Here is a 23,215-nt window from a genome sequence, read left to right on the forward strand (position 1 = left end):
TCAATTCTCTCGACGGTCTCGAATTTCAGGGGACGTCGCTACGACATGCCGGGGCAGGGTCACGCGGATCCGGGTGCCACGTTGCCGTTCGATGTCGGCAGGGCTGTCGATGGTGATTTGCCCATAATGCTCTTCCACGATGGAATAGACCAGAGCGAGCCCCAGTCCGGTGCCTTCGCCCGGGTCCTTGGTGGTGAAGAAGGGCTCGAACAGGCGGTCCATGATGTTCTTCGGGATCCCGCTGCCTTCGTCTTCGACGATCAGGTCCACGGTGTGCTCGTTCGCTTCGCTGCGCACGCGCACGGCGCTGCCCGGAGGGGATGCGTCGCGGGCATTGGACAGCAGGTTGATCAGCACCTGGGCCAGGCGCTGGGGGTCCCCCTCGGCCCAGTGTTCCGGGGCGCAGAGGTTGAAGAACTGCACTTCGAAGTTGCGCCGGTTCAGCGCCAGCAGGCCGATGGCGTCCTGCGCCACTTCGGCCAGGCACACCGGCTCTTCACTGTTCTGGTGGCTGCCGCCGGCGTGGGCGAAGCTCATCAGCGACTGGACGATGCGCGATACGCGCTTGGTCTGCTCGAGAATCTGGCTGGACAGCTCGATGATCTCGCCGTCGCCTTCGCGCTCTTCACGCAGGTTCTGTGCAAGGCAGGCGATGCCGGTGATCGGGTTGCCGATCTCGTGGGCCACGCCTGCGGCCAGGCGGCCGATGCTGGCCAGGCGCTCGGAGTGCACCAGCTTGTCTTCCAGGGCCTGGGTTTCGGTGAGGTCCTCGACCAGCAGCACCAGCCCGCTGTTGCCCGGCGCCAGCGGCTCGTCGATGGCCGCCTTGTGCAGGTTCAGCCAGCGCGGTTGGCCATCGAGCGCCAGGCGTTGTTTGTGCAGGTGTTCGTCGGGCACGTTGATGAAGCCCTGCAGCAGGCCACGCCACGGCTCGCTGATGGTGACCAGGCGCGAGCCCACCACGTGCTTGGCGGCGATGCCGGTCAGCTCTTCCATGGCCTTGTTCCACATCAGGATTTCCTGGTCCTTGGCCAGCGAGCAGACGCCCATGGGCAGCTCCTGCAGGGTCTGGCGATGGTAGCGGCGCAGGGCGTCGAGCTCGGCGGCAAGGCCGGTGAGGCGCGAGTGGTAGTCTTCCAGGCGGCTTTCGATGAAGTGGATGTCTTCGGTGACGTAGTTCTCGTTACCGGACTTGTAGGGCAGGAAGGTTTCGACCATGTCCTGGGCCACGCTTGGCCCCATCAGCCCCGAGAGGTTGGCCTCGATACGGTCGCGCAGGCGGCGCAGGGCGTAGGGGCGGCGTTCGTCGAACGGCAGGTAGAGGTCGCGCAGGGCCTGCTCGACTTCCTTTTGCGCGGCCTTGGCGCCCAGCGGCTTGGCCAGCTGGGTGGCGAACTCCTGCGGCGAGGCCGCGTGCAGCTCGCGGCGCTGCGGGCGGCGCACGTTGTCCACGGCGCAGGCCTCGGCGGCGCTGACTTCCTCGCTGCTGGCGTTGGTGAACAGCGAGATCAGCGTGAACAGCAGCACGTTGGCCGCCAGCGAGGCGATGGCTGCCATGTGCCAGCTGGTGTCGTCGAGCACATAGATCATGTCCAGCAGCGGGATATAGAAGCCCTGCAGGTTGCCCAGCAGCGGCAGCAGCATGGTCACCATCCACACCAGCGTGCCGGCCAGCAAGCCGGCAATGAAGCCGCGGCGGTTGGCCGTCGGCCAGTACAGCACCGACAACACCCCAGGCAGGAACTGCAGGGTCGCGACGAAGGCGACGATGCCCAGGTTGGCCAGGCTCTGGTGGTTGTTCTGGGTCAGGTAGAACATGAAGCCGGCGGTGATGATCGCGACGATCAGGGCGCGCCGGGTCCATTTCAGCCAGCGGTAGATGTTGCCTTCGGCCGGCGGCTGGTACAGCGGCAGCACCAGGTGGTTGAGGGCCATGCCAGACAACGCCAGGGTGGTGACGATGATCAGCCCGCTGGCGGCCGACAGCCCACCGATGTAGGCGAGCAGCGCCAGCGCTTCGTTATTGGCGGCAATGCCCAGGCCCAGGGTGAAGTACTCGGGGTTGGTGCTGGCGCCCAGGCGCAGGCCGGCCCACAGCACCAGTGGCACGGCCAGGCTCATCAGCAGCAGGAACAGCGGCAGGCCCCAGCTGGCGCTGACCAGCGAGCGCGGGTTGAGGTTTTCGGTGAAGGCCATGTGGTACATGTGCGGCATGACGATGGCCGAGGCGAAGAACACCAGCAGCAGGGTGCGCCACGGGCCTTCCTGCAGCGGGGTGTGCAGCGCCGCCAGGGCGGTCTGGTTCTGCAGCAGCCACACCTCCAGGCCATGTGGCCCGCCAAATACCCCATACAGCGCATACAGGCCGATGCCACCCAGGGCCAGCAGCTTGATCACCGACTCGAAAGCGATGGCAAATACCAGCCCTTCGTGTTTTTCACGCGTGGCGATGTGCCGCGAGCCGAAGAAGATGGTGAACAGGATGATCAGGGCGCAGAAAGCGAAGGCCACCCGCGCCTTGACCGGCTCGCCGGTGAGGATGCTGATCGAGTCGGCCACCGCCTGGATCTGCAGCGCCAGCAGCGGCAGCACGCCGATCAGCATGATGACCGTGGTCAGCGCGCCGGCCCAGGTGCTGCGAAAGCGGAAGGCCAGCAGGTCGGCCAGCGACGACAGCTGGTAGGTGCGGGTGATCTTGAGGATCGGGTAGAGCAGCACCGGCGCCAGCAGGAAGGCGCCAGACACCCCCAGGTAGCAGGCGAGGAAGCCGTAGCCGTATTGATAGGCCAGGCCCACCGAGCCATAGAAAGCCCAGGCGCTGGCATAGACGCCGAGCGACAGGGTGTAGGTCAGCGGGTGGCGAATGATCGAACGGGGAATCAGCCCGCGCTCGCTGATCCAGGCCACGCCGAACAGCACCATCAGGTACCCGGCGCTGATCAGGATCATCTGGGTCAGGCTAAAGCTCATCGGCATCTCGTTGGCTCTGCAGGATGAAGGTGACGACGATCAGGATCAGCCAGAGCAGGTAGGGGCGGTACCAGGCTCCGGTCGGCTCGATCCACCAGTCCATGATGGCCGGGGAGAACAGGTAGATCCCCACGACCAGAAGCAGGACCAAACGATAGATGTACATGCTGGCCTCGATGGTTGGGCGCTGCGGGCTTGGACTTATTATTGGCGCAAATGGCGGGGGCGATGCTAGCGGGAATCGGTAGGGTTCGCCAAGGGTTTGAATTTGTTGGGCTTTTGTTTTTGAGTGGTGGCCTCAGCGCAAATCCGCCTCGGGCACCGTGGTCCTTTGCGCAATCGCCTGCGGCCGCCAGCATTGGCGCGCCACCGCCAGCACTTCGGCGGGTGTGGCAATCAGCAGCTGCGGGTCGACGTCCTGCCCCAGCGCGCGCAACGCCCGCAACAACAGCGGCGTGGCCTGATCGGCCTCGAGCGGTGGCGAGCGGTACGACTTGCCCAGCTTGTGGCCATCGGGCTGCACGATCAGCGGGATGTGCAGGTAACGCGGCTGGGAAAAGCCGAGCAGTTCCTGCAGATACAGCTGGCGAGGCGTGTTGTCGAGCAGATCGGCTCCACGCACGATATCGGTCACGCCCTGCCAGGCGTCATCCAGCACCACGGCCAGCTGGTAGGCATACAGGCCGTCGCGGCGCTGGATGATGAAGTCGCCCACCTCACGGCCCAGGTGCTGCTGGAAATCACCTTGCACCCGGTCGCTGAAGCGGTAGATCAGCTCGGGCACCCGCAGGCGGATCGCCGCGCCTTCGCGGGCGTGCCCCGCGTTGCGGCAAAAGCCTGGGTAGATGCCGTCATGGCCTTCGAGCTGCTTGCGCGAGCAGGTGCAGGCATAGGCCAGGCCCATGTTGAACAGGCGGTCGACCACGGCGGCGTAGGCGTCGTGGCGCTGGCTCTGGTACACCACCTCGCCATCCCACTCCAGGCCGTAGCGTTCCAGGGTCTGCAGGATCGCGTCGCGGGCACCGGGCATTTCCCGTGGCGGGTCGGTGTCTTCCATGCGCAGCAGCCAGCGGCCATTGACGGCGCGGGCATCGAGCCAGGAGGCAAGGGCGGCGACCAGCGAGCCGAAGTGCAGGAAACCGCTAGGGGTAGGGGCGAAGCGTCCGATGTAGCGGGAGTCGTTCATGGCATTGCCGGGCATATAAATGAAACGGGGCGCAAGATGCGCCCCGTTCGGATGGAACAAGTGTCAGCCTTTGCCGACGGTCTTTTCCTTTTTCTCCGAGATTTCCTTGCAGTCGAAGCACAGGTCGGCGGTCGGGCGGGCTTCCAGACGACGCAGGCCGATCTCGATACCGCAGGAATCGCACCAGCCGTATTCTTCGTCCTGGATTTTCTGCAGGGTCTTGTCGATCTTCTTGATCAACTTGCGCTCGCGATCGCGGTTGCGCAGCTCCAGGGCAAACTCTTCTTCCTGGCTGGCGCGGTCGGCCGGGTCCGGGAAGTTCGCAGCTTCGTCCTTCATGTGGTCTACGGTGCGGTCGACACTCTGCATGAGCTCGCCTTTCCAAGCATTGAGAAGCTTGGTGAAGTGCTTCTTCATGGGCTCGCCCATGTACTCTTCGCCCTTGGTCTCTTTATAGGGCTCGACACCGTACATGGTCTGGGTTTTTTGCTTTTCTACGGTGGACATGAATAGACCGCCTCTCACTCATCTGATCCAATGCGCAGGCTGCTCCATCTCCGGCACCCGCCGGCCCTGCGACTGCGAGCCGCCGAACTTACCAGATAGATCGGGGGTTGCGCTAGCCCGCCCGATCCTAGGTGTTGACCGCAGCGCGCGTCGCACGTTCGGTGGGATGCAAAGGTAGAATCAACAGTTTAGACCCTATTGAGAGAAGGTCATGGCCCACCCATACAGTGCGCGCAGCCGCGCCATCGAACCCTTCCATGTCATGGCGTTGCTGGCGCGGGCCAACGAACTGCAGGCGGCCGGCCACGATGTGATCCACCTGGAAATCGGCGAGCCGGACTTCACCACCGCCGCGCCCATCGTCGCGGCTGGCCAGGCTGCCCTGGCTGCCGGGCACACCCGCTACACCGCGGCGCGTGGCCTGCCGGCCCTACGTGAGGCGATCGCCGGCTTCTACGGGCAACGCTACGGCGTTTCGGTCGACCCCGAGCGCATCCTGATCACCCCAGGCGGCTCCGGCGCCCTGCTGCTGGCCGCCAGCCTGCTGGTCGACCCCGGCAAGCACTGGCTGCTGGCCGACCCGGGCTACCCGTGCAACCGCCATTTCCTGCGCCTGGTCGAAGGCGGTGCGCAACTGGTGCCGGTGGGGCCGGAGGTCAACTACCAGCTCACCGCCGAGCTGGTCGAGCGCTACTGGGACAAGGACAGCGTCGGCGCCCTGGTGGCCTCGCCGGCCAACCCGACCGGCACGGTGCTGAGCCGCGACGAGCTGGCCAGCCTGTCCAAGGCTACCCGCGAGCGCCACGGGCACCTGGTGGTGGACGAGATCTACCACGGCCTGACCTACGGCATGGATGCGCCCAGCGTGCTGGAAGTGGATGACTCGGCCTTCGTCCTTAATAGTTTTTCCAAGTATTTCGGCATGACCGGTTGGCGACTGGGTTGGCTGGTGGCGCCGCCCAATGCCGTGGCCGACCTGGAAAAACTGGCGCAAAACCTCTACATCAGCGCCCCCAGCATGGCCCAGCACGCTGCCCTGGCGTGCTTCCAGCCAGAAACCCTGGCGATCTTCGAAGAACGCCGCGCCGAGTTCGCCCGCCGTCGCGACTACCTGCTGCCGGCCCTGCGCGAGCTGGGCTTTCGCATCGCCGTGGAGCCGCAGGGTGCGTTCTACCTGTATGCCGACATCAGCGCCTTTGGCGGTGACGCCTTCGCCTTCTGCCGGCACTTCCTGGAAACCGAGCACCTGGCCTTCACCCCCGGCCTGGACTTTGGCCGCCACCTGGCCGGCCACCATGTGCGCTTTGCCTACACCCAGAGCCTGCCGCGCCTGGAAGAGGCGGTACAGCGCATTGCCCGTGGGCTGCGGAGCTGGCAGGGCTGATGGTGTTCTTTCCTTTACTCGAGCAAGGGCGCCTGCTGCGTCGCTACAAGCGTTTTCTGGCGGATATCGAACTGGCCAATGGTGAGCAACTGACCATTCACTGCCCCAACACCGGTTCGATGCTCAATTGCATGCGCGAAGGTGGGCAAGTCTGGTTCAGCCGCTCCAACGACCCCAAGCGCAAGCTGCCGGGCACCTGGGAAATCAGCGAAACGCCCCAGGGCCGGCTGGCCTGCATCAATACCGGGCGGGCCAATGCGCTGGTCGAAGAGGCCCTGCGCGCCGGCGTGATTGCCGAACTGGCGGGCTTCACCGCGCTCAAGCGCGAAGTGGCCTATGGCGAGGAGGGCAGCCGGGTGGACTTTCGTCTGGAGTTCGCTGACGGGCCGGCCTATGTCGAGGTCAAGAGCGTGACCCTCGGCTACCCGGACAGCGCCGTGGCGGCCTTCCCGGATGCCGTGACCCAGCGCGGTGCCAAGCACCTGCGCGAGCTGGCGTCGCTGGCCCGCCAGGGGATCCGCGCGGTGCAGCTGTACTGCGTGAACCTCACCGGTATCGAGGCGGTGCGCCCTGCCGAGGAAATCGACGCGGCCTATGCCAAGGCGTTGCGCGCTGCCGTGGCCGATGGGGTTGAGGTGCTGGCCTATGGTGCGCGGCTGGATGCCGAGCAGATCGTCATCGACCGCCCGCTGCCGGTGCTGCTCAACCGGTGAACCAGATGCCCTGGCTGTCTTCCCGGCAGCTCAGGGCCTGCAACGCCTCGCCTTCGCACGGGCCGGCCACGCATTCGCCACTTTCGATCAGGAACAGGGCGCCATGATGGGCGCAGTGGATCAAGCTCGCGCTCTCGTCCAGGAAGGCATCTGCCGCCCAGTTCAACGGGATGCCCCGGTGCGGGCAGCGGTTGCGGTAGAGGTGCACCTGGCCTTGGCGGCGTACGCCGAACAGGTCGATGCCGTCTACGCTGAAGGCGCGGCTATGGCCCTCGGCCAGCGCAGCGGAAGTACAAAGGAAGTGCATTGCAAGGAAGGCTCGTGAAACAAAGGGATGGCTTGACGCTTCAATGCGAATAATTATCAAATTGCCCGCATTCGCTGCGCCAGGTGGTCTATGGTGCGCAGTTCTGCCGCTTGCCACAAGGTGCGCGGCCCGCCTTCAGAAGGAACCCGATGATGCGCCGTCCCGCCGCCATGCTCGCCTTGTGCGCAGCCCTCGTTGCTTCCACCCAGGCCCTGGCTGCCGAACTGCCGCAGCGCTGGGTCAGTGCAGGCGGTGCATTGAGCGAGTGGATCTGTGAACTCGGCGGCCAGCCACGGCTGGTAGGCGTCGACACCACCAGCCAGCACCCCGAGGCGCTCAAGGCGCTGCCAAGCATCGGCTATCAGCGGCAGCTGTCGGCCGAAGGCATTCTCAGCTTGCGCCCGGACGTGCTGGTAGGCACCGAGGAGATGGGCCCGCCACCGGTGCTGGCGCAGATCCGCAACGCCGGTGTGCGCGTGGAACTGTTCTCCAGCCAGGCCGACCTCGCCGCCGTCGATGCCAACCTCAAGCACCTGGGCACCTTGCTCGGCGCCGAGCAGAAGGCTGCGCAACTGGCTGCTGGCTACCATCAGCAACTCGAAGCCCTGCAAGTTCAGATCAAGCAGGCCCAGGCCAGCCACAAGGCGCCCGGGGTGCTGCTGCTGGTGGGCCATGCGGGTGCCAAGCCGCTGATTGCCGGGCAGGGCACTGCGGGCGACTGGCTGTTGCGCCAGGCGGGGGCGCGCAACCTGGCCGAGCACCAGGGCTACAAGAACTTCTCCAATGAAGCATTGGCGGCGCTGGACCCGGATGTGGTGGTGTTCTCCGACCGCGCCTTGGCCGGCGAGCAGGCCTTGCAGGCACTGCTTAAGGAAAACCCGGCCCTGGCCGCCTCGCGTGCGGTGCGTGACAAACGCCTGCTGTCGCTGGACCCGACCCTGCTGGTCGGCGGCCTGGGCCCGCGCTTGCCGATGGCCTTGCAGGACCTGGCGTCAGCCTTCTACCCGGCGGCCAAGGTCAGCATCACGCAATGAAGCAACGAGTCCAACCCCGTACCCTGATCATCTGCCTGAGCCTGCTGTGCCTGTTGGCGGTCTGGCTTTCACTGGCCCTGGGCCCGGTCAGCCTGCCGTTGTTCGATACCTTGCGCGCGGGCCTGAGGCTGCTGGGCCTGCCCATCGCCGGCGATGGCCTGCAGCAGGCGGAAATGATCCTCGGCCAGATCCGCCTGCCACGCACCCTGTTGGGGCTGGCGGTTGGCGCGGTGCTGGCGCTGTCCGGGGTGGCCATGCAGGGGCTGTTTCGCAACCCGCTGGCCGACCCCGGGCTGGTGGGCGTCGCCGCGGGCGCTGCGATGGGCGCTGCGGTGGCGATCGTCGGCGGTAGCTGGTTCGGCGGCATGCCCGAGGTCTTGGCACCTTATCTGTTATCGGTGTGCGCCTTTGTCGGCGGGCTTGGCGTGACTGCGCTGGTCTATCGCCTGGGGCGACGCGACGGGCAGACCAACGTCGCCACCATGTTGCTGGCCGGTGTGGCGATGACCGCACTGGGCGGCGCGGCGGTGGGCCTGTTTTCCTATCTGGCCGACGATGCCACCTTGCGCACCCTGACCTTCTGGAACCTGGGCAGCCTCAACGGCGCCAGCTATGACCGGCTGTGGCCGCTGCTGATCGTTGCCGCGGGTGTGGCGCTGTGGTTGCCGCGCCGTGCGCGGGCACTCAATGCGTTGCTGCTGGGCGAATCGGAGGCGCGGCACCTGGGCATCGAGGTGGAGCGGCTCAAGCGTGAACTGGTGTTCTGCACCGCATTGGGCGTGGGCGCGGCCGTGGCGGCGGCGGGGCTGATCGGCTTCATCGGCCTGGTGGTGCCGCACCTGGTGCGTTTGCTGGCAGGGCCCGACCATCGCGTGGTGTTGCCGGCATCGTTGTTGGCTGGCGGCGTGCTGATGCTGTTCGCCGACCTGGTGGCGCGCTTGGCGCTGGCGCCTGCCGAATTGCCGATCGGCATCGTCACTGCATTTATCGGTGCGCCGTTCTTCCTGGTTTTGCTGATTCGAGGGCGCAGCTGATGTTGCAAGTCGAGGGCCTGCACCTGCGGCGCGGGAGCAATGAGGTGCTGCACGACCTGAACCTGCAATTGCACCCGGGGCAGGTGGTGGGCGTGCTCGGCCCCAATGGCGCGGGCAAGAGCAGCCTGCTGGGCGTGCTGTGTGGCGAACTTGCGCCTGGCCAGGGGCAGGTGACCTTGCACGGCCGGCCATTGGCCGCCTGGGCAGGGCCGGAGCGGGCCAGGCGCCTGGCGGTGTTGCCGCAGGTGTCCAGCCTGGGCTTTTCGTTCAAGGTCGAGGAAGTGGTGGGCATGGGCCGCATGCCCCATGACAGCGGCCAGGTGCGTGATGCCGAGATTGTCGAAGCGGCCCTGCGTGCGGCGGATGCCTGGCACCTGCTGGGCCGCAGCTACCTGGCCCTGTCGGGCGGCGAGCGGCAGCGGGTACACCTGGCACGTGTGCTGGCCCAGTTGTGGCCGGGCGAGGCGGGTACCACCTTGCTGCTCGACGAGCCCACCTCGATGCTCGACCCGCTGCACCAGCACACCACGCTACAGGCCGTGCGCAGCTTTGCCGACCGCGGCGCGGCCGTGTTGGTGATCCTGCATGACCTGAACCTGGCGGCGCGCTACTGTGATCGTATCCTGCTGCTCGAAGCTGGCCGCTGCCATGCGCTGGCTACGCCGGAGCAGGTGCTGACGCCTGTCGCGCTCAAGTCGGTATTCGGCATCGAGGTGCTGGTACAACCCCATCCGGAACGGGGCCACCCACTCATCATCACCCGCTAGGAGGCTTTGCTCATGCGCCATCCATGGCTGTCTGGCTCGTTGCTGTGCCTGTTGCTGTCGCTGGCGGGGTGCCAGGCCAGCCTGCCGCCCCTGCCGGCCTGGCAGGGCAGCGAAGGGCGGGACAACCTGGCGCTGGGGCAGATTCAAGACCTGGCCAGCGGCCAGGTGATCAGCCCGGAACAGTTGGTCGAGCGGTTGGCTGGCGCACCGCGGGTGCTGGTGGGCGAGAAGCACGACAACCCCGACCACCACGCCTTGCAGCTGTGGTTGCTGCGCGCACTAGAGGCCCAACGAACGCAGGGCAGCCTGTTGCTGGAGATGTTGCAGCCCGAGCAGCAGGCGCAGTTGGATGCCGTGCAGGGCCAAGCGAAGCTGCCGGATGACCTGCCCAAGGCACTGGCCTGGCAGGACGGCTGGGACTGGCAACTTTATGGGCCGATCGTCCGCGAGGCCCTGCAGGATCGCATCGCGCTGCTGCCGGCCAACCTCTCAGCCAGCGAAATGCGTGCAGCCTATCGCCAGCCGACACCCTTGCCAGGGGTGAAGTCCAATGCGCCTGCGGTACAGGCGGCTTTGCTCGAGCAAGTGCGGGCGGGGCACTGTGGGTTGCTGCCGGAAAGCCAGCTGCCGGCCATGCTGGCGGTCCAGCAGCAGCGTGATCGGCGCATCGCCGAGCGCTTGCTGGCCGCGCCACAGCCTGCGCTGTTGCTCACTGGGGCCTATCACGCACGCAAGGACCTTGGCGTGCCGTTGCACCTGGAGGACCTGGGGGCCAAGGGCGACAGCAAGGTGCTGATGCTGGCGGAGGTGGGCGAGCCGGTGCAGGCGGGGATGGCGGACTATGCCTGGTACACGCCAGGCACGCCGGCGCAGGATTACTGCGCGCAGCTGCGCAAATAAGGTTTTCGCCAATCGCAGGCAAAAAAAGACCCGGCAAATTGCCGGGTCAATAACCGTGATTAGCCTGATGAGGAGATAATCTGAGAGTCCGAACCAGGGGCTTTCAGTTTATCCAACCAGTCTCGCGACCAGTTGTGATAATCATAACGATTCTCATTTCGTCGTCAATCCCTTTTCGCGGTTTATTTCAGATTTTTTTGCGCGGTGCCTTTGGCATCCAGTTGTTGGATGAGCGCTTGCTTGCGCTCGGCCGGCAGATCATTCCAGTGCATGTCCAGCAAGGCGCCTTCAATGGCGTACAGCAGCACTTTCGACGCCCGGAATCCTCGCGTTTTCACGGCCTGGTACGCACCGACCGCGCCTAGGCGACGCAAGTCCGATGCACTGTGGATACCAGCCGCGTGCAACCACTGCGCGGAGGTCTTGCCAAGATTCTTAAGATGCTGCAATTCATCGTTCATCGAGCCTCCTTGCGATGGCTGAACGGGTCTTGTGGGATAAATCGCGAGCAGGTCAGGAAGGAGTGTAGCGGGGGTTGGGAAATGCGCGGCCTTTTGCCATCGGTGGCGACGATTGGGGATCAGCGGTGTTTGACGACCCCATCGCCGGCAAGCCGGCTCCCACAAAGCCACCACTGCCCATAGGCCTGTGAGGTCAGTGTGGGAGCCGGCTTGCCGGCGATAGGCTCGACGCGGTTAAAGGCCGGGCAGGCGCTGGCGAATCTGGTCGATCACCTGGTCCATGCTGGCGCTTTCTTGCGTATCGACACGCGTCGCGTGCGGCAGTTCTTTGGCCTGCAGTGGCTCGCGGCTGGCCTGCTGGGCCTTGACCACTTCCAGGGTGGCGTCCGACGGGTCGGTCATTTCTGCCTGGCGCTGCTGCAGCCAGCTGGCGATCACGGCCTCCGGGGCGTGGCAGTCGAGGATCAGGAACGGCACGCCGGTGGCGCTGGCAACTTCTGCCGCGGCCTGGCGCTGGGCGTGCTTCAGGTAGGTGGCGTCGAGTACCACCGGGAACCCGGCACGCAAGATGATGCCGGCCAGTTCATGCAGGCGCTGGTAGGTCGCGGCGCTGGCGTCCTGGTCGTAGATGCCGGCGTCCTGCTGCCCGGAAAGCGTCGGCTGCTGCTCGCCGAACAGGCGCTTGCGCTCCACGTCCGAACGCACGCGCACGGCGCCCAGGGCCTCGACCAGGCGCATGGCCACGTGGCTCTTGCCCACGGCCGAGACGCCATGGGTGATGGCCAGCAGGCGCGAGGGGATGGCGCTGTAGCTTTCGGCCAGGTTGGCATAGTTGCGGTAGGTGCGCAGGGTGGTGGCGCGCTGCACGCCATCGGCCTCGGCGGGCATGCTGAACAGAGCCACCTTGGCCCGCACCAGGGCGCGGTAGGCCTTGTAGAAGTTCAGCACTTCCAGGCCCTCGTAGTCGCCGGTCAGCTCCAGGTACTGGCTGATGAAGCGCCGTGCCAGGCACTTGAGGCCGCGGTCTTCCAGGTCCATGGCGAGGAAGCCGGTGTCGGCCCAGACATCGGTCATGCGAAACGGCTCGTTGAACTCGATGCAGTCGAAGATCACCACCTTGCCGTCGATCAGGGTGGCGTTGCCCAGGTGGATGTCGCCATGGCACTCGCGGGTGAAGCCATTGGCCTTGCGCGCGGCGAACAGGCCCTGGAGGCGATCGAAGCTGCTGCGGGCCCAGGCCTGCAGGTTGTCCAGCTGCTGCAGGTCGGCCTTGTCGCTGAGGAAGGGGCGGATCTGCTCGAAGTTCTGCTCGACCGGCGCCATCACGCTTTCCGGCGAGCCATAGGGCTGCTCGGCGGCCACCTTGGGGGTCTGCAGGTGGAATTCGGCGATCTGCCGGGCCAGCTGGTCGATGTGGCTGGCGTTCAGTTCACCATTGGCCTGCAAGGTGCTGAGCATCTGGCTCTGGGGGAACTGGCGCATCTTCAGGGCGTACTCGATTGCCTCGCCCTCACCGCCGAGCTGCGGCGCTTCGGCGCTGCCGGTGATCGGCAGCACGTCGAGGTACAGGCCCTCGGTCAGGCGCTGGTTCAGGCGCAACTCTTCGTTACAGAAATGCTCGCGCTGGCTCAGCGCGGTGAAGTCGAGGAAGCCGAAGTTCATCGGCTTCTTGATCTTGTAGGCGTACTCGCCCGTCAGCAGGACCCAGGAGATGTGCGTCTCGATGAGCTGGAACCCGTCCACGGGGTGAGGGTAGAGGGCAGGGTTCTGCAATGCAGTGATCAAGGCTTGGCTCACGGGAAATCCTTCCGGGGGCAGGGAATTCGAAGGCGCCATTATGGTCAATGGTGCCGCCCCTGCATACCGCCAGAGGGCGCCTGCCCAGCCTTTGCAAAGTGCGTATAATCCGCCGCCATGACTCGAACCCGAAATCCCCGTACCCCTCAGAAACGCCCGACCGGCCGCTCGCGCGCCTGGCTGGGCTGGGCCTTGAAGCTCAGCCTGGTCGGCCTGGTGATCGTTGCCGGCTTCGCGGTCTACCTCGATGCCGTCGTGCAGGAGAAGTTCTCCGGCAAGCGCTGGACCATCCCGGCCAAGGTGTATGCCCGGCCGCTGGAACTGTTCGTCGGCCAGAAACTGAGCAAGAACGACTTCCTCACCGAGCTCGATGCCTTGGGCTATCGGCGCGAGAGCGCGGCCAACGGGCCGGGCGCGGCGGCGGTCAACGGCAACAACGTCGACCTCAATACCCGTGGCTTCCAGTTCTACGAGGGCATGGAGCCGGCGCAGTTCGTCCGCGTGCGTTTCTCCGGCGACTACGTGGCGGGGCTCTCGGGGGCCAATGGCGGCAAGCTCGATGTGGTTCGCCTGGAGCCGCTGATGATCGGCGGTATCTACCCGAAAAACCTCGAGGACCGCATCCTCATCAAGATCGACCAAGTGCCGCCGTACCTGCTCGAAACCCTGGTGGCCACGGAAGACCGCGACTTCTACAGCCACTTTGGCGTGTCGCCCAAGTCCATCGCCCGGGCGGTCTGGGTCAACACCTCGGCCGGCTCCATGCGCCAGGGCGGCAGTACCCTGACCCAGCAGCTGGTGAAGAACTTTTACCTGACCAGCGAACGCAGCCTCAGCCGCAAGCTGACCGAAGCGATGATGGCCGTGCTGCTGGAAATGCACTACGACAAGCGCGAAATCCTCGAGGCCTACCTCAACGAAGTGTTCGTTGGGCAGGATGGCCAGCGCGCGGTGCACGGCTTCGGCCTGGCCAGCCAGTTCTTCTTCAGCCAGCCGCTGTCGGAGCTCAAGCTGCACCAGATCGCCTTGCTGGTGGGCATGGTCAAGGGGCCTTCCTACTACAACCCGCGGCGTTACCCGGAGCGTGCGCTGGCACGGCGCAACCTGGTCCTCGACCTGGTGGCCGAGCAGGGCGTGGCCAGCCAGGAAGTCGTTGACGCGGCGAAGAAGATGCCGCTTGGCGTGACCAAGCGCGGCAGCCTGGCCGACAGCTCGTTCCCGGCCTTCCTCGACCTGGTCAAGCGCCAGCTGCGCCAGGACTACCGGGATGAAGACTTGACCGAAGAAGGCCTGCGCATCTTCACCAGTTTCGACCCGATCCTGCAGATGAAGGCCGAGAGCTCGATGAATGAGACCTTCAAGCGCCTGGCCGGGCGCAAGGGCTCTGACCAGGTCGAGTCGGCGATGGTGGTGACCAACCCGGAAACCGGTGAAGTGCAGGCGCTGATCGGCAGCCGCCAGTCCGGCTTTGCCGGCTTCAACCGCGCCATCGATGCCGTGCGGCCGATCGGCTCGCTGGTCAAGCCGGCGGTGTACCTGACCGCGCTGGAGCAACCGAGCAAGTACACCCTGACCAGCTGGGTGCAGGACGAGGCGTTCTCGGTCAAAGGCGCCGACGGCCAGGTGTGGCGCCCGCAGAACTACGACCGCCGCCCACACGGCACCATTTATCTGTATCAAGGGCTGGCCAATTCCTACAACCTGTCGACCGCCAAGCTCGGCCTTGAGGTGGGCGTGCCCAATGTCATCAAGACCATCGGCCGGCTCGGCGTGAAGGTGGACTGGCCGGCGTACCCGGCGATGCTGCTGGGTGCCGGAGGCATGTCGCCGATGCAGGTGGCGACCATGTACCAGACCATCGCCAACGGTGGTTTCAATACGCCGATGCGGGGTATCCGCAGCGTGCTGACCGCCGAAGGCGAGCCGCTCAAGCGCTACCCGTTCCAGATCCAGCAGACCTTCGACCCAGGTTCGATCTACCTGGTGCAGAACGCCATGCAGCGGGTGATGCGCGAAGGTACCGGCCGTTCGGTGTACAACGTGCTGCCCAGCTCGTTGACCCTGGCGGGCAAGACCGGTACCAGCAACGACTCGCGTGACAGCTGGTTCTCCGGCTTCAGCCAGGACCTGCTGGCGGTGGTGTGGATGGGCCGCGACGACAACGGCAAGACGCCGTTCACCGGCGCCACCGGTGCGCTGCAGGTCTGGACCAGCTTCATGAAGAAGGCCGACCCGCTGCCGCTGGACATGCCGCAACCGGACAACGTGGTGCAGGCCTGGATCGACCCGTACAGCGGCCGGGGTTCCGATGGAAGCTGTCCGGGAGCGGTGCAGATGCCGTATATTCGCGGCAGCGAACCGCCTGCCGGGGCAACCTGTGGCGGCGAGCAGAATCCAGCGGAATCGGTCATGGACTGGGTCAAAGGCTGGATGAATTAAGCACTGGCTGCATTGATGAGGTGTGACGTGAATAAGTGGCTGTTTCCTGCCTTGACGACGCTGGCTGTGCTCCAGGGTTGCTCCAGTGTGCAGCGCGGTAATATCCCGGTGGTCGATTCGAGTACCCGGGTGTCCAACAGTGAACGGGTCACGGCCAACCGCTCGGCGGCGGGCATGGCCAATGGCACGGTGCAGGCGCAATCGCTGCCGGAAGACTCCGGGGTGACCGTGATGATCCCGCAGGGCGCTGGCGCCACGGGCATCCAGACCTTCCCGGCGGGCAACGGCGCTGCACCGATCAGCGCCGCGCCGATCACCCCGGGGCCGATTACCCCGGGGCCGATTACCAGCGGGCCGGTCGGCAGCGCGCCGATGACCACCAACCCCAACCCGATCGCCGACGAGCCGTTCGACATCGCCTCGATGAACAGCACGCCTGCGGCCACCAGCGCCCCGACCGGCATTCCGCGCAGCAACGCGGCTTCCGGCGGCCTGTCGGCTGACGAGCAACTCGATGGCCCGGTGCTGGCGCTGCTGACCACCGCCCAGTCGCAACAGGGCAGCGGCGATTTCAACGGTGCCGCGTCGAGCCTGGAGCGTGCCCAGCGCATCGCCCCACGCGAGCCGCAAGTGCTGTACCGCCTGGCCCAGGTGCGTCTGTCGCAGGGTGACGCGGCCCAGGCCGAGCAGCTGGCACGCCGCGCGCTGACCTACGCCAATGGCCGCCCCGACCTGCAGGCCGAGTTGTGGAACACCATCGCCCAGGCCCGCGAGAAGCAGGGTGACAGCGCTGGCGCCGCGCTGGCCCGGCAGAAGGCAAGGGTCAATTCCTGATGATCGAGCAACGTATCCTGGATATCGTCGACCACCTGCTGCTGATCGAGCGTGAGCTGCAGGTGCAAGGTTGGTGGGACGACGAGCCGCCAAGCGACGAGGCCCTGGCCAGCACCGTGCCATTCGCGGTCGACACCCTGAGCCTGGAGCAGTGGCTGCAGTGGATCTTCCTGCCGCGCATGAAGATCATCATCGAGCTGGGCCAGCCGCTGCCCAATGCTTCCGGAATCCTGGTGATGGCCGAGACGGTGTTTGCCGACCGTCCGGAGCAGAGCCGCGAGCTACGTCGCCTGCTAGCAGAGTTTGATCAATTGATCGCTCCTTCCGCCTGATTTCTTCTCTTTTTCCGTCAGGGGCCGCAGATTGTGGCCCTTTTTTATGGAAATCTTATTTTTTCTGCTGCTGAGTTGGTTTTTAGTGGTGGCAGGAATTCATCTTGGGGAAAAATTGGCAATAATTTTTCTTGACTTGTAGGCGGCAAATCACAAGAATCCAGATTCCGCTGTAGAGGGACTGCCAGAAGCAGACCCGCTAAGCAGATCATGAGGCGCACACCCGCGCCGACCTGTTACACCCCGCAACGCGTTACCTCGCGCTGGGTGGGAAAACCCCGCAACACTCTGGGGCGCTCCCAATACTTGCTCAGTCAGTGCTGACGTTCGCTCGTGCTCTGCTTGGCAGTAAACCTATTAAGACCCGTCCACTAGGGACGGTATTCTGGCGTTTTAGAGGTGAACAACGTGGAGCTTTTATCTGGCGCTGAGATGGTCGTCCGCTTCTTGCGTGACGAAGGCGTTAAGCACATCTACGGGTACCCTGGTGGTGCTCTCCTGCATGTTTACGATGCCCTGTTCAAGGAACCGGAAGTCGAGCACATCCTGGTTCGTCACGAGCAGGCCGCCACCCATATGGCCGACGGCTATGCCCGTGCCACCGGCAAGGCCGGCGTGGTACTGGTGACCTCCGGCCCAGGCGCGACCAATGCCATCACCGGCATCGCCACCGCCTACATGGACTCGATCCCGATGGTCATCCTCTCCGGCCAGGTGCCTAGCACCATGGTGGGTACCGATGCCTTCCAGGAAACCGACATGATCGGCATCTCGCGGCCGATCGTGAAGCACAGCTTCATGATCAAACATGCCACCGAGATCCCCGAAGTTCTGAAAAAAGCCTTCTACCTGGCGCAATCCGGTCGCCCAGGTCCGGTCGTGGTCGACATTCCAAAAGATATGACCAACCCGGCCGAAAAATTCGAATACGTCTATCCGAAGAAGGTCAAGCTGCGCTCCTACAGCCCAGCGGTCCGTGGCCACTCCGGGCAGATCCGCAAGGCTGCCGAGATGCTCCTGGCCGCCAAGCGCCCGATCGTCTACTCCGGCGGTGGCGTGATCCTCGGTGGCGGCTCCGAAGCCCTGATCGAGATCGCCAAGTCGCTGAACCTGCCGGTCACCAACACCTTGATGGGCCTGGGCGGCTACCCGGGTACCGATCGCCAGTTCCTCGGCATGCTGGGTATGCACGGCAGCTACACCGCCAACATGGCCATGCACCATGCCGACGTGATCTTCGCCGTCGGTGCGCGCTTCGATGACCGTGTGGTCAACGGCCCGGCCAAGTTCTGCCCGAACGCCAAGATCATCCACATCGACATCGACCCTGCGTCGATCTCGAAGATGATCAAGGCCGATGTGCCGATCGTCGGCCCGGTCGACAGCGTGCTCAGCGAAATGCTCGGCATCCTCAAGGAAATCGGCGAGCAGCCCGACAAGGCGGCCATCGATGCCTGGTGGAAGCAGATCGACGAGTGGCGCGGCACGGGCGACCTGTTCCCCTACGACAAGGGCGACGGCAACATCATCAAGCCTCAGGCGGTGATCGAGACCCTCTGCGAAGTGACCAAGGGCGATGCCTTCGTCACCTCCGACGTGGGCCAGCACCAGATGTTCGCGGCGCAGTACTACCGCTTCAACAAGCCCAACCGCTGGATCAACTCCGGTGGCCTGGGCACCATGGGCTTCGGTTTCCCGGCGGCCATGGGCGTCAAGCTCAACTTCCCGGATCAGGACGTGGCCTGCGTCACTGGCGAAGGCAGCATCCAGATGAACATCCAGGAGCTGTCCACCTGCATGCAGTACGGCCTGCCGGTGAAAATCGTCAACCTGAACAACGGTGTGCTGGGGATGGTCCGCCAGTGGCAGGACATGGCCTACAACGGCCGTCACTCGCATTCCTATGTCGAGTCGCTGCCTGACTTCATCAAGCTGGCCGAGGCCTATGGCCATGTGGGCATCCGCATCACCAGCCTGAAGGACCTCAAGCCCAAGCTCGAAGAAGCGTTTGCGATGAAAGACCGCCTGGTGTTCATCGACATCGCGGTCGACCGTACCGAGCACGTCTATCCGATGCAGATCAAGGATGGCTCGATGCGTGACATGTGGCTGAGCAAGACGGAGCGTACCTGATATGCGGCACATCATTTCCCTGCTGCTGGAAAACGAACCCGGTGCTCTGTCCCGCGTGGTCGGCCTGTTCTCCCAGCGCAACTACAACATTGAAAGCCTGACCGTGGCGCCGACCGAAGACCCGACCCTGTCGCGTCTGACGTTGACCACCGTTGGCCATGACGAAGTGATCGAACAGATCACCAAGAACCTGAACAAGCTGGTCGAAGTGGTCAAGCTTGTCGACCTCTCGGAAAGCGCTCACATCGAGCGTGAACTGATGCTGGTCAAGGTCAAGGCCACCGGTGCACAGCGTGCCGAGATCAAGCGCACCACGGATATCTTCCGTGGCCAGATCGTCGACGTGACCGCCAGCGTGTACACCGTACAACTGAGCGGTACCAGCGACAAACTGGACAGCTTCATCCAGGCCATCGGCACCGCATCGATTCTCGAAACCGTGCGCAGTGGCGTCACCGGCATCGCCCGTGGCGACAAAGTGCTCAGCATCTAAATTCAAAAATTAGCGATGGCTCCGCAGGGGCCGAGATATAACCAGGGGTATTTTCATGAAAGTTTTCTACGATAAAGACTGCGACCTTTCCATCATCCAGGGTAAGAAAGTCGCCATCATCGGTTACGGTTCCCAGGGCCATGCCCAGGCGTGCAACCTGAAAGACTCCGGTGTAGACGTTACCGTCGGTCTGCGTAAAGGTTCGGCCACCGTTGCCAAGGCAGAAGCCCACGGCCTGAAAGTTGCCGACGTTGCCACCGCTGTCGCTGCGGCCGACCTGGTGATGATCCTGACCCCGGACGAGTTCCAGGGCGCGCTGTACAAGAACGAGATCGAGCCGAACATCAAGAAGGGCGCTACCCTGGCCTTCTCCCACGGCTTCTCGATCCACTACAACCAGGTCGTTCCACGTGCCGACCTGGACGTGATCATGATCGCCCCGAAAGCCCCGGGCCACACCGTTCGCTCCGAGTTCGTCAAAGGCGGCGGCATCCCTGACCTGATCGCTATCTACCAGGACGCCTCGGGCAACGCCAAGAACGTTGCACTGTCCTACGCTTCGGGCGTTGGCGGCGGCCGTACCGGCATCATCGAAACCACCTTCAAGGACGAGACCGAAACCGACCTGTTCGGTGAGCAGGCCGTTCTCTGCGGCGGTACCGTCGAGCTGGTAAAAGCCGGTTTCGAAACCCTGGTCGAAGCTGGCTACGCGCCGGAAATGGCCTACTTCGAGTGCCTGCACGAGCTGAAGCTGATCGTTGACCTCATGTACGAAGGCGGCATCGCCAACATGAACTACTCGATCTCCAACAACGCCGAATACGGTGAGTACGTCACCGGCCCGGAAGTCATCAACGAAGAATCCCGCAAGGCCATGCGCAATGCTCTGAAGCGCATCCAGGACGGCGAATACGCGAAGATGTTCATCTCCGAAGGCGCTACCAACTACCCATCGATGACCGCCAAGCGCCGCAACAACGCCGCTCACGGCATCGAGATCATCGGCGAGCAACTGCGTTCGATGATGCCGTGGATCTCGGCCAACAAAATCGTCGACAAGACCAAGAACTAAGTCTTATCGAAAGATGAAAAACGCGGCTTCGGCCGCGTTTTTTCGTTCTGGCAGTCAGCTTCTGGTATAAAGCAGACCAGTGGCCTGCTGTCAGAACCTGTTTTGCAGGCCCGTGTCGAACATTTTCCATCCTGTTGCAAGGTACCCTCCATGAGCGAACGTCCCGAAGAGCCGAACAAGCCCTCCGACGCCGAAAGCCTGCTACCTGTCGATGAGCACGTTGAAGAAGGGCATGACGCCGAAGGCCGCAAGGTGCGTCACCGCGGCATCTATCTGCTGCCCAACCTGTTCACCACCGCCAACCTGTTTGCCGGTTTCTATTCCATCATCAGTTCCATGAGCGCGCAGAGCGCTGGCGACCCACGCGAGGCGAGCAAGTATTTCGCCTTTGCCGCCATCGCCATTTTCGTCGCCATGGTGCTCGACGGCCTCGATGGCCGTGTGGCCCGCATGACCAATACCCAGAGCGCCTTCGGTGCCGAGTACGACTCGCTGTCGGACATGGTTGCCTTCGGTGTGGCGCCGGCCTTGCTGGCATTCGGCTGGGCCCTGGGCGACATGGGCAAGGTCGGCTGGATGGTCGCCTTCATCTATGTGGCCGGTGCCGCGTTGCGCCTGGCGCGCTTCAACACCCAGGTCGGCACTGCCGACAAGCGCTACTTCATCGGCCTGGCCAGCCCGGCAGCCGCCGGGGTGGTGGCCGGTACCGTGTGGGCGTTCAGTGACTATGGCATCCAGGGCTCCAAGCTGTCGTTCCTGGTGGCACTGCTGGTGGCTGCAGCGGGCATGCTGATGGTCAGCAACATCAAGTACAACAGCTTCAAGGAGCTGGACCTCAAGGGGCGCGTGCCGTTCGTGGCGATCCTGGCGGTGGTGCTGGTGTTTGCCGTGGTGTTCAGCGACCCGCCCCGTATCCTGCTGCTGGTGTTCCTCGCCTACGCAGCTTCGGGGCCGATCCAGTACCTGCTGCGCGGGCGTCGTCGCAAAGCCTGAAAAAAGTTTTAATGCTGGAATAACCCTCCGGCTCCATAGTCTTACTGGTATCCCCCATCCAGTGCTGTGGAGCCGTCATGCTCATCAAGCTACCCAGGTCGTCCGACTGCAAGGCATCGGAGATCACCCCCGAAGGCCTCTATCTTTCTCGTCGCACGCTGTTGGGTGGCTCCCTGGCGGGGCTTGCCCTGGGCGCCATGCCGCTGGCGGCGCGAGCGGCGCAGGCCTCGCGCTATGCAGATGTGGAGGCGGGCGCCGCCCCGGCCTGGTTCAGCGACAAGCTCGCGGCCGCGCAGTGGCAGGCGGTGACGGTCAATGGCGAGGCAATCACACCCTTCAAGGATGCCACCCACTACAACAACTTCTACGAGTTCGGGCCCGACAAGGGTGACCCGGCTGCAAACGGTGGCAGCCTGAAGACCGAGCCGTGGTCGGTGGTGGTTGATGGGGAGGTCGGCAAGCCGGGGCGTTATGCCCTGGAGGATTTCGTCAAACCTTATCAGCTCGAAGAGCGCATCTACCGGCTGCGCTGCGTGGAAGCCTGGTCGATGGTCATCCCCTGGCTGGGCTTTCCGTTGGCGCAGGTGCTCAAGCAGGTGGAGCCCACTTCGAAAGCGCGATACGTGCGCTTCGAAACATTGAAGGATCCACAGCACATGCCGGGGCAGCGATCGGGGTTCGCCTTGATCGACTGGCCATATAGAGAGGGGCTGCGACTGGATGAGGCCATGCACCCTTTGGCGATTCTTGCGGTCGGCATGTATGGGCGCGAGCTTGCCAACCAGAACGGTGCGCCGTTGCGTTTGGTGGTGCCCTGGAAGTATGGCTTCAAGAGCATCAAGTCGATCGTGCGCATCAGCCTGGTGGCAGAACAGCCGCAAACGACCTGGGAAGGCCTGGCGCCGGACGAATATGGCTTCTATGCCAACGTGAACCCGGAAGTCGATCACCCGCGCTGGAGCCAGGCGCGCGAACGGCGGCTGCCCAGCGGCCTGTTCAGCCCCAATGTACGCCAGACCCAGATGTTCAATGGCTACGCCGATGAGGTGGCGTCGCTGTATGCCGGGCTCGACCTGCGGAAGAACTACTGATGCGCTATCCCTGGCTGCGACTTGCCATCTTCATGATGGGGTGCCTGTTCCCGGCGTGGTGGTTGTACGAGGCGGCGATGAGCCTGCTGGGGCCCGACCCTGGAAAGATCATGATGGATCGCCTGGGCTTGGGCGCGTTGACCTTCTTGCTGGTGACGCTGAGCATGACGCCTCTGCAGAAGCTAACGGGGTGGTCAGGCTGGATCGTGGTGCGGCGCCAGCTCGGGTTATGGTGCTTTGCCTATATCGTGCTGCATATCCTCTGCTACCTGTTCTTTATCCTGGGATTGGACTGGGGGCAGCTGGGCGTGGAGCTGCGCAAGCGGCCTTACATAATAGTGGGCTCATTGGGCTTCCTCGGTTTGTTGGCATTGGCAGTGACGTCCAACCGCTATAGCCAGCGCCGGCTGGGCGCGCGTTGGAAGAAGCTGCACAAGCTGGTGTATGTGATTCTCGGGTTGGGTCTGCTGCACTTCTTGTGGATCGTTCGCTCGGATCTGCGGGAGTGGGCGATCTATGCAGGGATTGGTGGGTTGTTGATGGTGTTGCGCATACCCGCTGTGGCGCGGCGGGTGCCTAGGGTAGTACAGCGCGGGGGGAGGGCGGTACCGTAGGCTGGATGCAGCGTTCACCGGGAATGTTTCAAATAAATGAAATTAAGCCTTGACCCATCTTCGAATCCCCTTATAATGCGCCCCACTTCCAGCGTAGTCGGAACGAGAAACTCCTTGAGATTCAATGAGTTACTTAATCCAGGTAGTGCTGGAG

22 protein-coding genes are annotated in these 23,215 nt (G+C 64.0%); 15 read left to right on the plus strand and 7 right to left on the minus strand.

The window, feature by feature from the left end:
* From ACIPG5_RS16625 to dksA, 4 genes are all read right to left on the minus strand, one after another.
* Complete coding sequence (locus tag ACIPG5_RS16625) at positions 1 to 2,976, minus strand: sensor histidine kinase (RefSeq protein ID WP_401376370.1); 2,976 nt, start codon at positions 2,974 to 2,976, stop codon at positions 1 to 3.
* On the minus strand, positions 2,960 to 3,136 hold the full coding sequence (locus ACIPG5_RS16630; protein ID WP_003250005.1) for a hypothetical protein: 177 nt from the start codon (positions 3,134 to 3,136) through the stop codon (positions 2,960 to 2,962). The genes ACIPG5_RS16625 and ACIPG5_RS16630 overlap by 17 nt, the downstream gene beginning before the upstream one ends.
* Before the next feature lie 132 nt (positions 3,137 to 3,268).
* Positions 3,269 to 4,156: a tRNA glutamyl-Q(34) synthetase GluQRS gene (gene gluQRS, locus ACIPG5_RS16635; RefSeq protein ID WP_401376373.1), complete on the minus strand. Its 888-nt coding sequence runs from the start codon at positions 4,154 to 4,156 to the stop codon at positions 3,269 to 3,271.
* Positions 4,157 to 4,219: 63 nt separating this feature from the next.
* Positions 4,220 to 4,663: an RNA polymerase-binding protein DksA gene (gene dksA, locus ACIPG5_RS16640; protein WP_176517410.1), complete on the minus strand. Its 444-nt coding sequence runs from the start codon at positions 4,661 to 4,663 to the stop codon at positions 4,220 to 4,222.
* A 211-nt stretch (positions 4,664 to 4,874) separates the two neighbouring features.
* On the opposite strand from dksA, the gene ACIPG5_RS16645 reads away from it, so the two are divergent.
* The gene (locus ACIPG5_RS16645) at positions 4,875 to 6,047 is read left to right on the plus strand and encodes a pyridoxal phosphate-dependent aminotransferase (protein ID WP_401376376.1); all 1,173 of its coding nucleotides are present in this window, start codon (positions 4,875 to 4,877) and stop codon (positions 6,045 to 6,047) included.
* The gene (gene sfsA / locus ACIPG5_RS16650) at positions 6,047 to 6,760 is read left to right on the plus strand and encodes a DNA/RNA nuclease SfsA (protein WP_176517408.1); all 714 of its coding nucleotides are present in this window, start codon (positions 6,047 to 6,049) and stop codon (positions 6,758 to 6,760) included. Before ACIPG5_RS16645 ends, sfsA begins: the two co-directional genes overlap by 1 nt.
* On the opposite strand, the gene ACIPG5_RS16655 is transcribed toward sfsA, so the two are convergent.
* Positions 6,750 to 7,067: a Rieske (2Fe-2S) protein gene (locus ACIPG5_RS16655; protein WP_176517407.1), complete on the minus strand. Its 318-nt coding sequence runs from the start codon at positions 7,065 to 7,067 to the stop codon at positions 6,750 to 6,752. The two genes, sfsA and ACIPG5_RS16655, sit on opposite strands and share 11 nt — an antisense overlap.
* 149 nt (positions 7,068 to 7,216) lie before the next feature.
* On the opposite strand from ACIPG5_RS16655, the gene ACIPG5_RS16660 reads away from it, so the two are divergent.
* The 4 genes from ACIPG5_RS16660 to ACIPG5_RS16675 are packed head-to-tail and all read left to right on the plus strand — an operon-like array spanning position 7,217 to position 10,802.
* The gene (locus tag ACIPG5_RS16660) at positions 7,217 to 8,101 is read left to right on the plus strand and encodes a hemin ABC transporter substrate-binding protein (protein ID WP_401376379.1); all 885 of its coding nucleotides are present in this window, start codon (positions 7,217 to 7,219) and stop codon (positions 8,099 to 8,101) included.
* 50 nt (positions 8,102 to 8,151) lie between these two features.
* Positions 8,152 to 9,135 carry an iron ABC transporter permease gene (locus ACIPG5_RS16665; RefSeq protein ID WP_176517435.1) on the plus strand — a complete coding sequence of 328 codons (984 nt, stop codon included), beginning with the start codon at positions 8,152 to 8,154 and terminating at the stop codon, positions 9,133 to 9,135.
* Positions 9,135 to 9,902, plus strand: a complete 768-nt coding sequence (locus ACIPG5_RS16670) for a heme ABC transporter ATP-binding protein (RefSeq protein WP_401376382.1) — start codon at positions 9,135 to 9,137, stop codon at positions 9,900 to 9,902. Before ACIPG5_RS16665 ends, ACIPG5_RS16670 begins: the two co-directional genes overlap by 1 nt.
* Positions 9,903 to 9,914: 12 nt before the next feature.
* Entirely contained in the window at positions 9,915 to 10,802 is an 888-nt protein-coding gene (locus tag ACIPG5_RS16675; protein ID WP_236237733.1) for a ChaN family lipoprotein, read from the plus strand.
* Between the two features lie 182 nt (positions 10,803 to 10,984).
* On the opposite strand, the gene ACIPG5_RS16680 is transcribed toward ACIPG5_RS16675, so the two are convergent.
* Together ACIPG5_RS16680 and ACIPG5_RS16685 are read right to left on the minus strand one after the other, a co-directional pair.
* The gene (locus ACIPG5_RS16680; RefSeq protein WP_176517403.1) at positions 10,985 to 11,263 is read right to left on the minus strand and encodes a TfoX/Sxy family protein; all 279 of its coding nucleotides are present in this window, start codon (positions 11,261 to 11,263) and stop codon (positions 10,985 to 10,987) included.
* Between the two features lie 234 nt (positions 11,264 to 11,497).
* A complete protein-coding gene (locus ACIPG5_RS16685) occupies positions 11,498 to 13,060 on the minus strand; it encodes an AAA family ATPase (protein ID WP_401376385.1) in 1,563 nt (520 codons plus the stop codon).
* 117 nt (positions 13,061 to 13,177) lie between these two features.
* Here ACIPG5_RS16685 and mrcB point away from each other — a divergent pair, with 117 nt between their 5' ends.
* The 9 genes from mrcB to msrQ all read left to right on the plus strand — a co-directional run bounded on the left by mrcB (position 13,178) and on the right by msrQ (position 23,061).
* Complete coding sequence (mrcB, locus tag ACIPG5_RS16690) at positions 13,178 to 15,499, plus strand: penicillin-binding protein 1B (protein WP_176517401.1); 2,322 nt, start codon at positions 13,178 to 13,180, stop codon at positions 15,497 to 15,499.
* Between the two features lie 15 nt (positions 15,500 to 15,514).
* Positions 15,515 to 16,333, plus strand: a complete 819-nt coding sequence (locus tag ACIPG5_RS16695) for a tetratricopeptide repeat protein (RefSeq protein ID WP_401376388.1) — start codon at positions 15,515 to 15,517, stop codon at positions 16,331 to 16,333.
* Entirely contained in the window at positions 16,333 to 16,665 is a 333-nt protein-coding gene (locus tag ACIPG5_RS16700) for a YqcC family protein (RefSeq protein ID WP_236237730.1), read from the plus strand. The genes ACIPG5_RS16695 and ACIPG5_RS16700 overlap by 1 nt, the downstream gene beginning before the upstream one ends.
* A 408-nt stretch (positions 16,666 to 17,073) precedes the next feature.
* Complete coding sequence (locus ACIPG5_RS16705; protein ID WP_401376391.1) at positions 17,074 to 18,798, plus strand: acetolactate synthase 3 large subunit; 1,725 nt, start codon at positions 17,074 to 17,076, stop codon at positions 18,796 to 18,798.
* A gap of 1 nt (position 18,799) precedes the next feature.
* Entirely contained in the window at positions 18,800 to 19,291 is a 492-nt protein-coding gene (ilvN, locus tag ACIPG5_RS16710) for an acetolactate synthase small subunit (RefSeq protein WP_003250040.1), read from the plus strand.
* 55 nt (positions 19,292 to 19,346) lie between these two features.
* On the plus strand, positions 19,347 to 20,363 hold the full coding sequence (gene ilvC, locus ACIPG5_RS16715; RefSeq protein ID WP_003250043.1) for a ketol-acid reductoisomerase: 1,017 nt from the start codon (positions 19,347 to 19,349) through the stop codon (positions 20,361 to 20,363).
* Between the two features lie 150 nt (positions 20,364 to 20,513).
* Positions 20,514 to 21,356, plus strand: a complete 843-nt coding sequence (gene pssA, locus ACIPG5_RS16720) for a CDP-diacylglycerol--serine O-phosphatidyltransferase (protein ID WP_176517397.1) — start codon at positions 20,514 to 20,516, stop codon at positions 21,354 to 21,356.
* A 77-nt stretch (positions 21,357 to 21,433) separates the two neighbouring features.
* Positions 21,434 to 22,447 (plus strand): protein-methionine-sulfoxide reductase catalytic subunit MsrP, encoded by a 1,014-nt coding sequence (msrP, locus tag ACIPG5_RS16725; RefSeq protein WP_236237729.1) that lies wholly within the window; start codon positions 21,434 to 21,436, stop codon positions 22,445 to 22,447.
* On the plus strand, positions 22,447 to 23,061 hold the full coding sequence (gene msrQ / locus ACIPG5_RS16730; RefSeq protein WP_176517395.1) for a protein-methionine-sulfoxide reductase heme-binding subunit MsrQ: 615 nt from the start codon (positions 22,447 to 22,449) through the stop codon (positions 23,059 to 23,061). Before msrP ends, msrQ begins: the two co-directional genes overlap by 1 nt.
* Positions 23,062 to 23,215: the final 154 nt, after the last annotated feature.

The sequence above is a fragment of the Pseudomonas sp. NPDC087029 genome (assembly GCF_044745345.1).
Taxonomy (GTDB): domain Bacteria; phylum Pseudomonadota; class Gammaproteobacteria; order Pseudomonadales; family Pseudomonadaceae; genus Aquipseudomonas; species Aquipseudomonas faucium.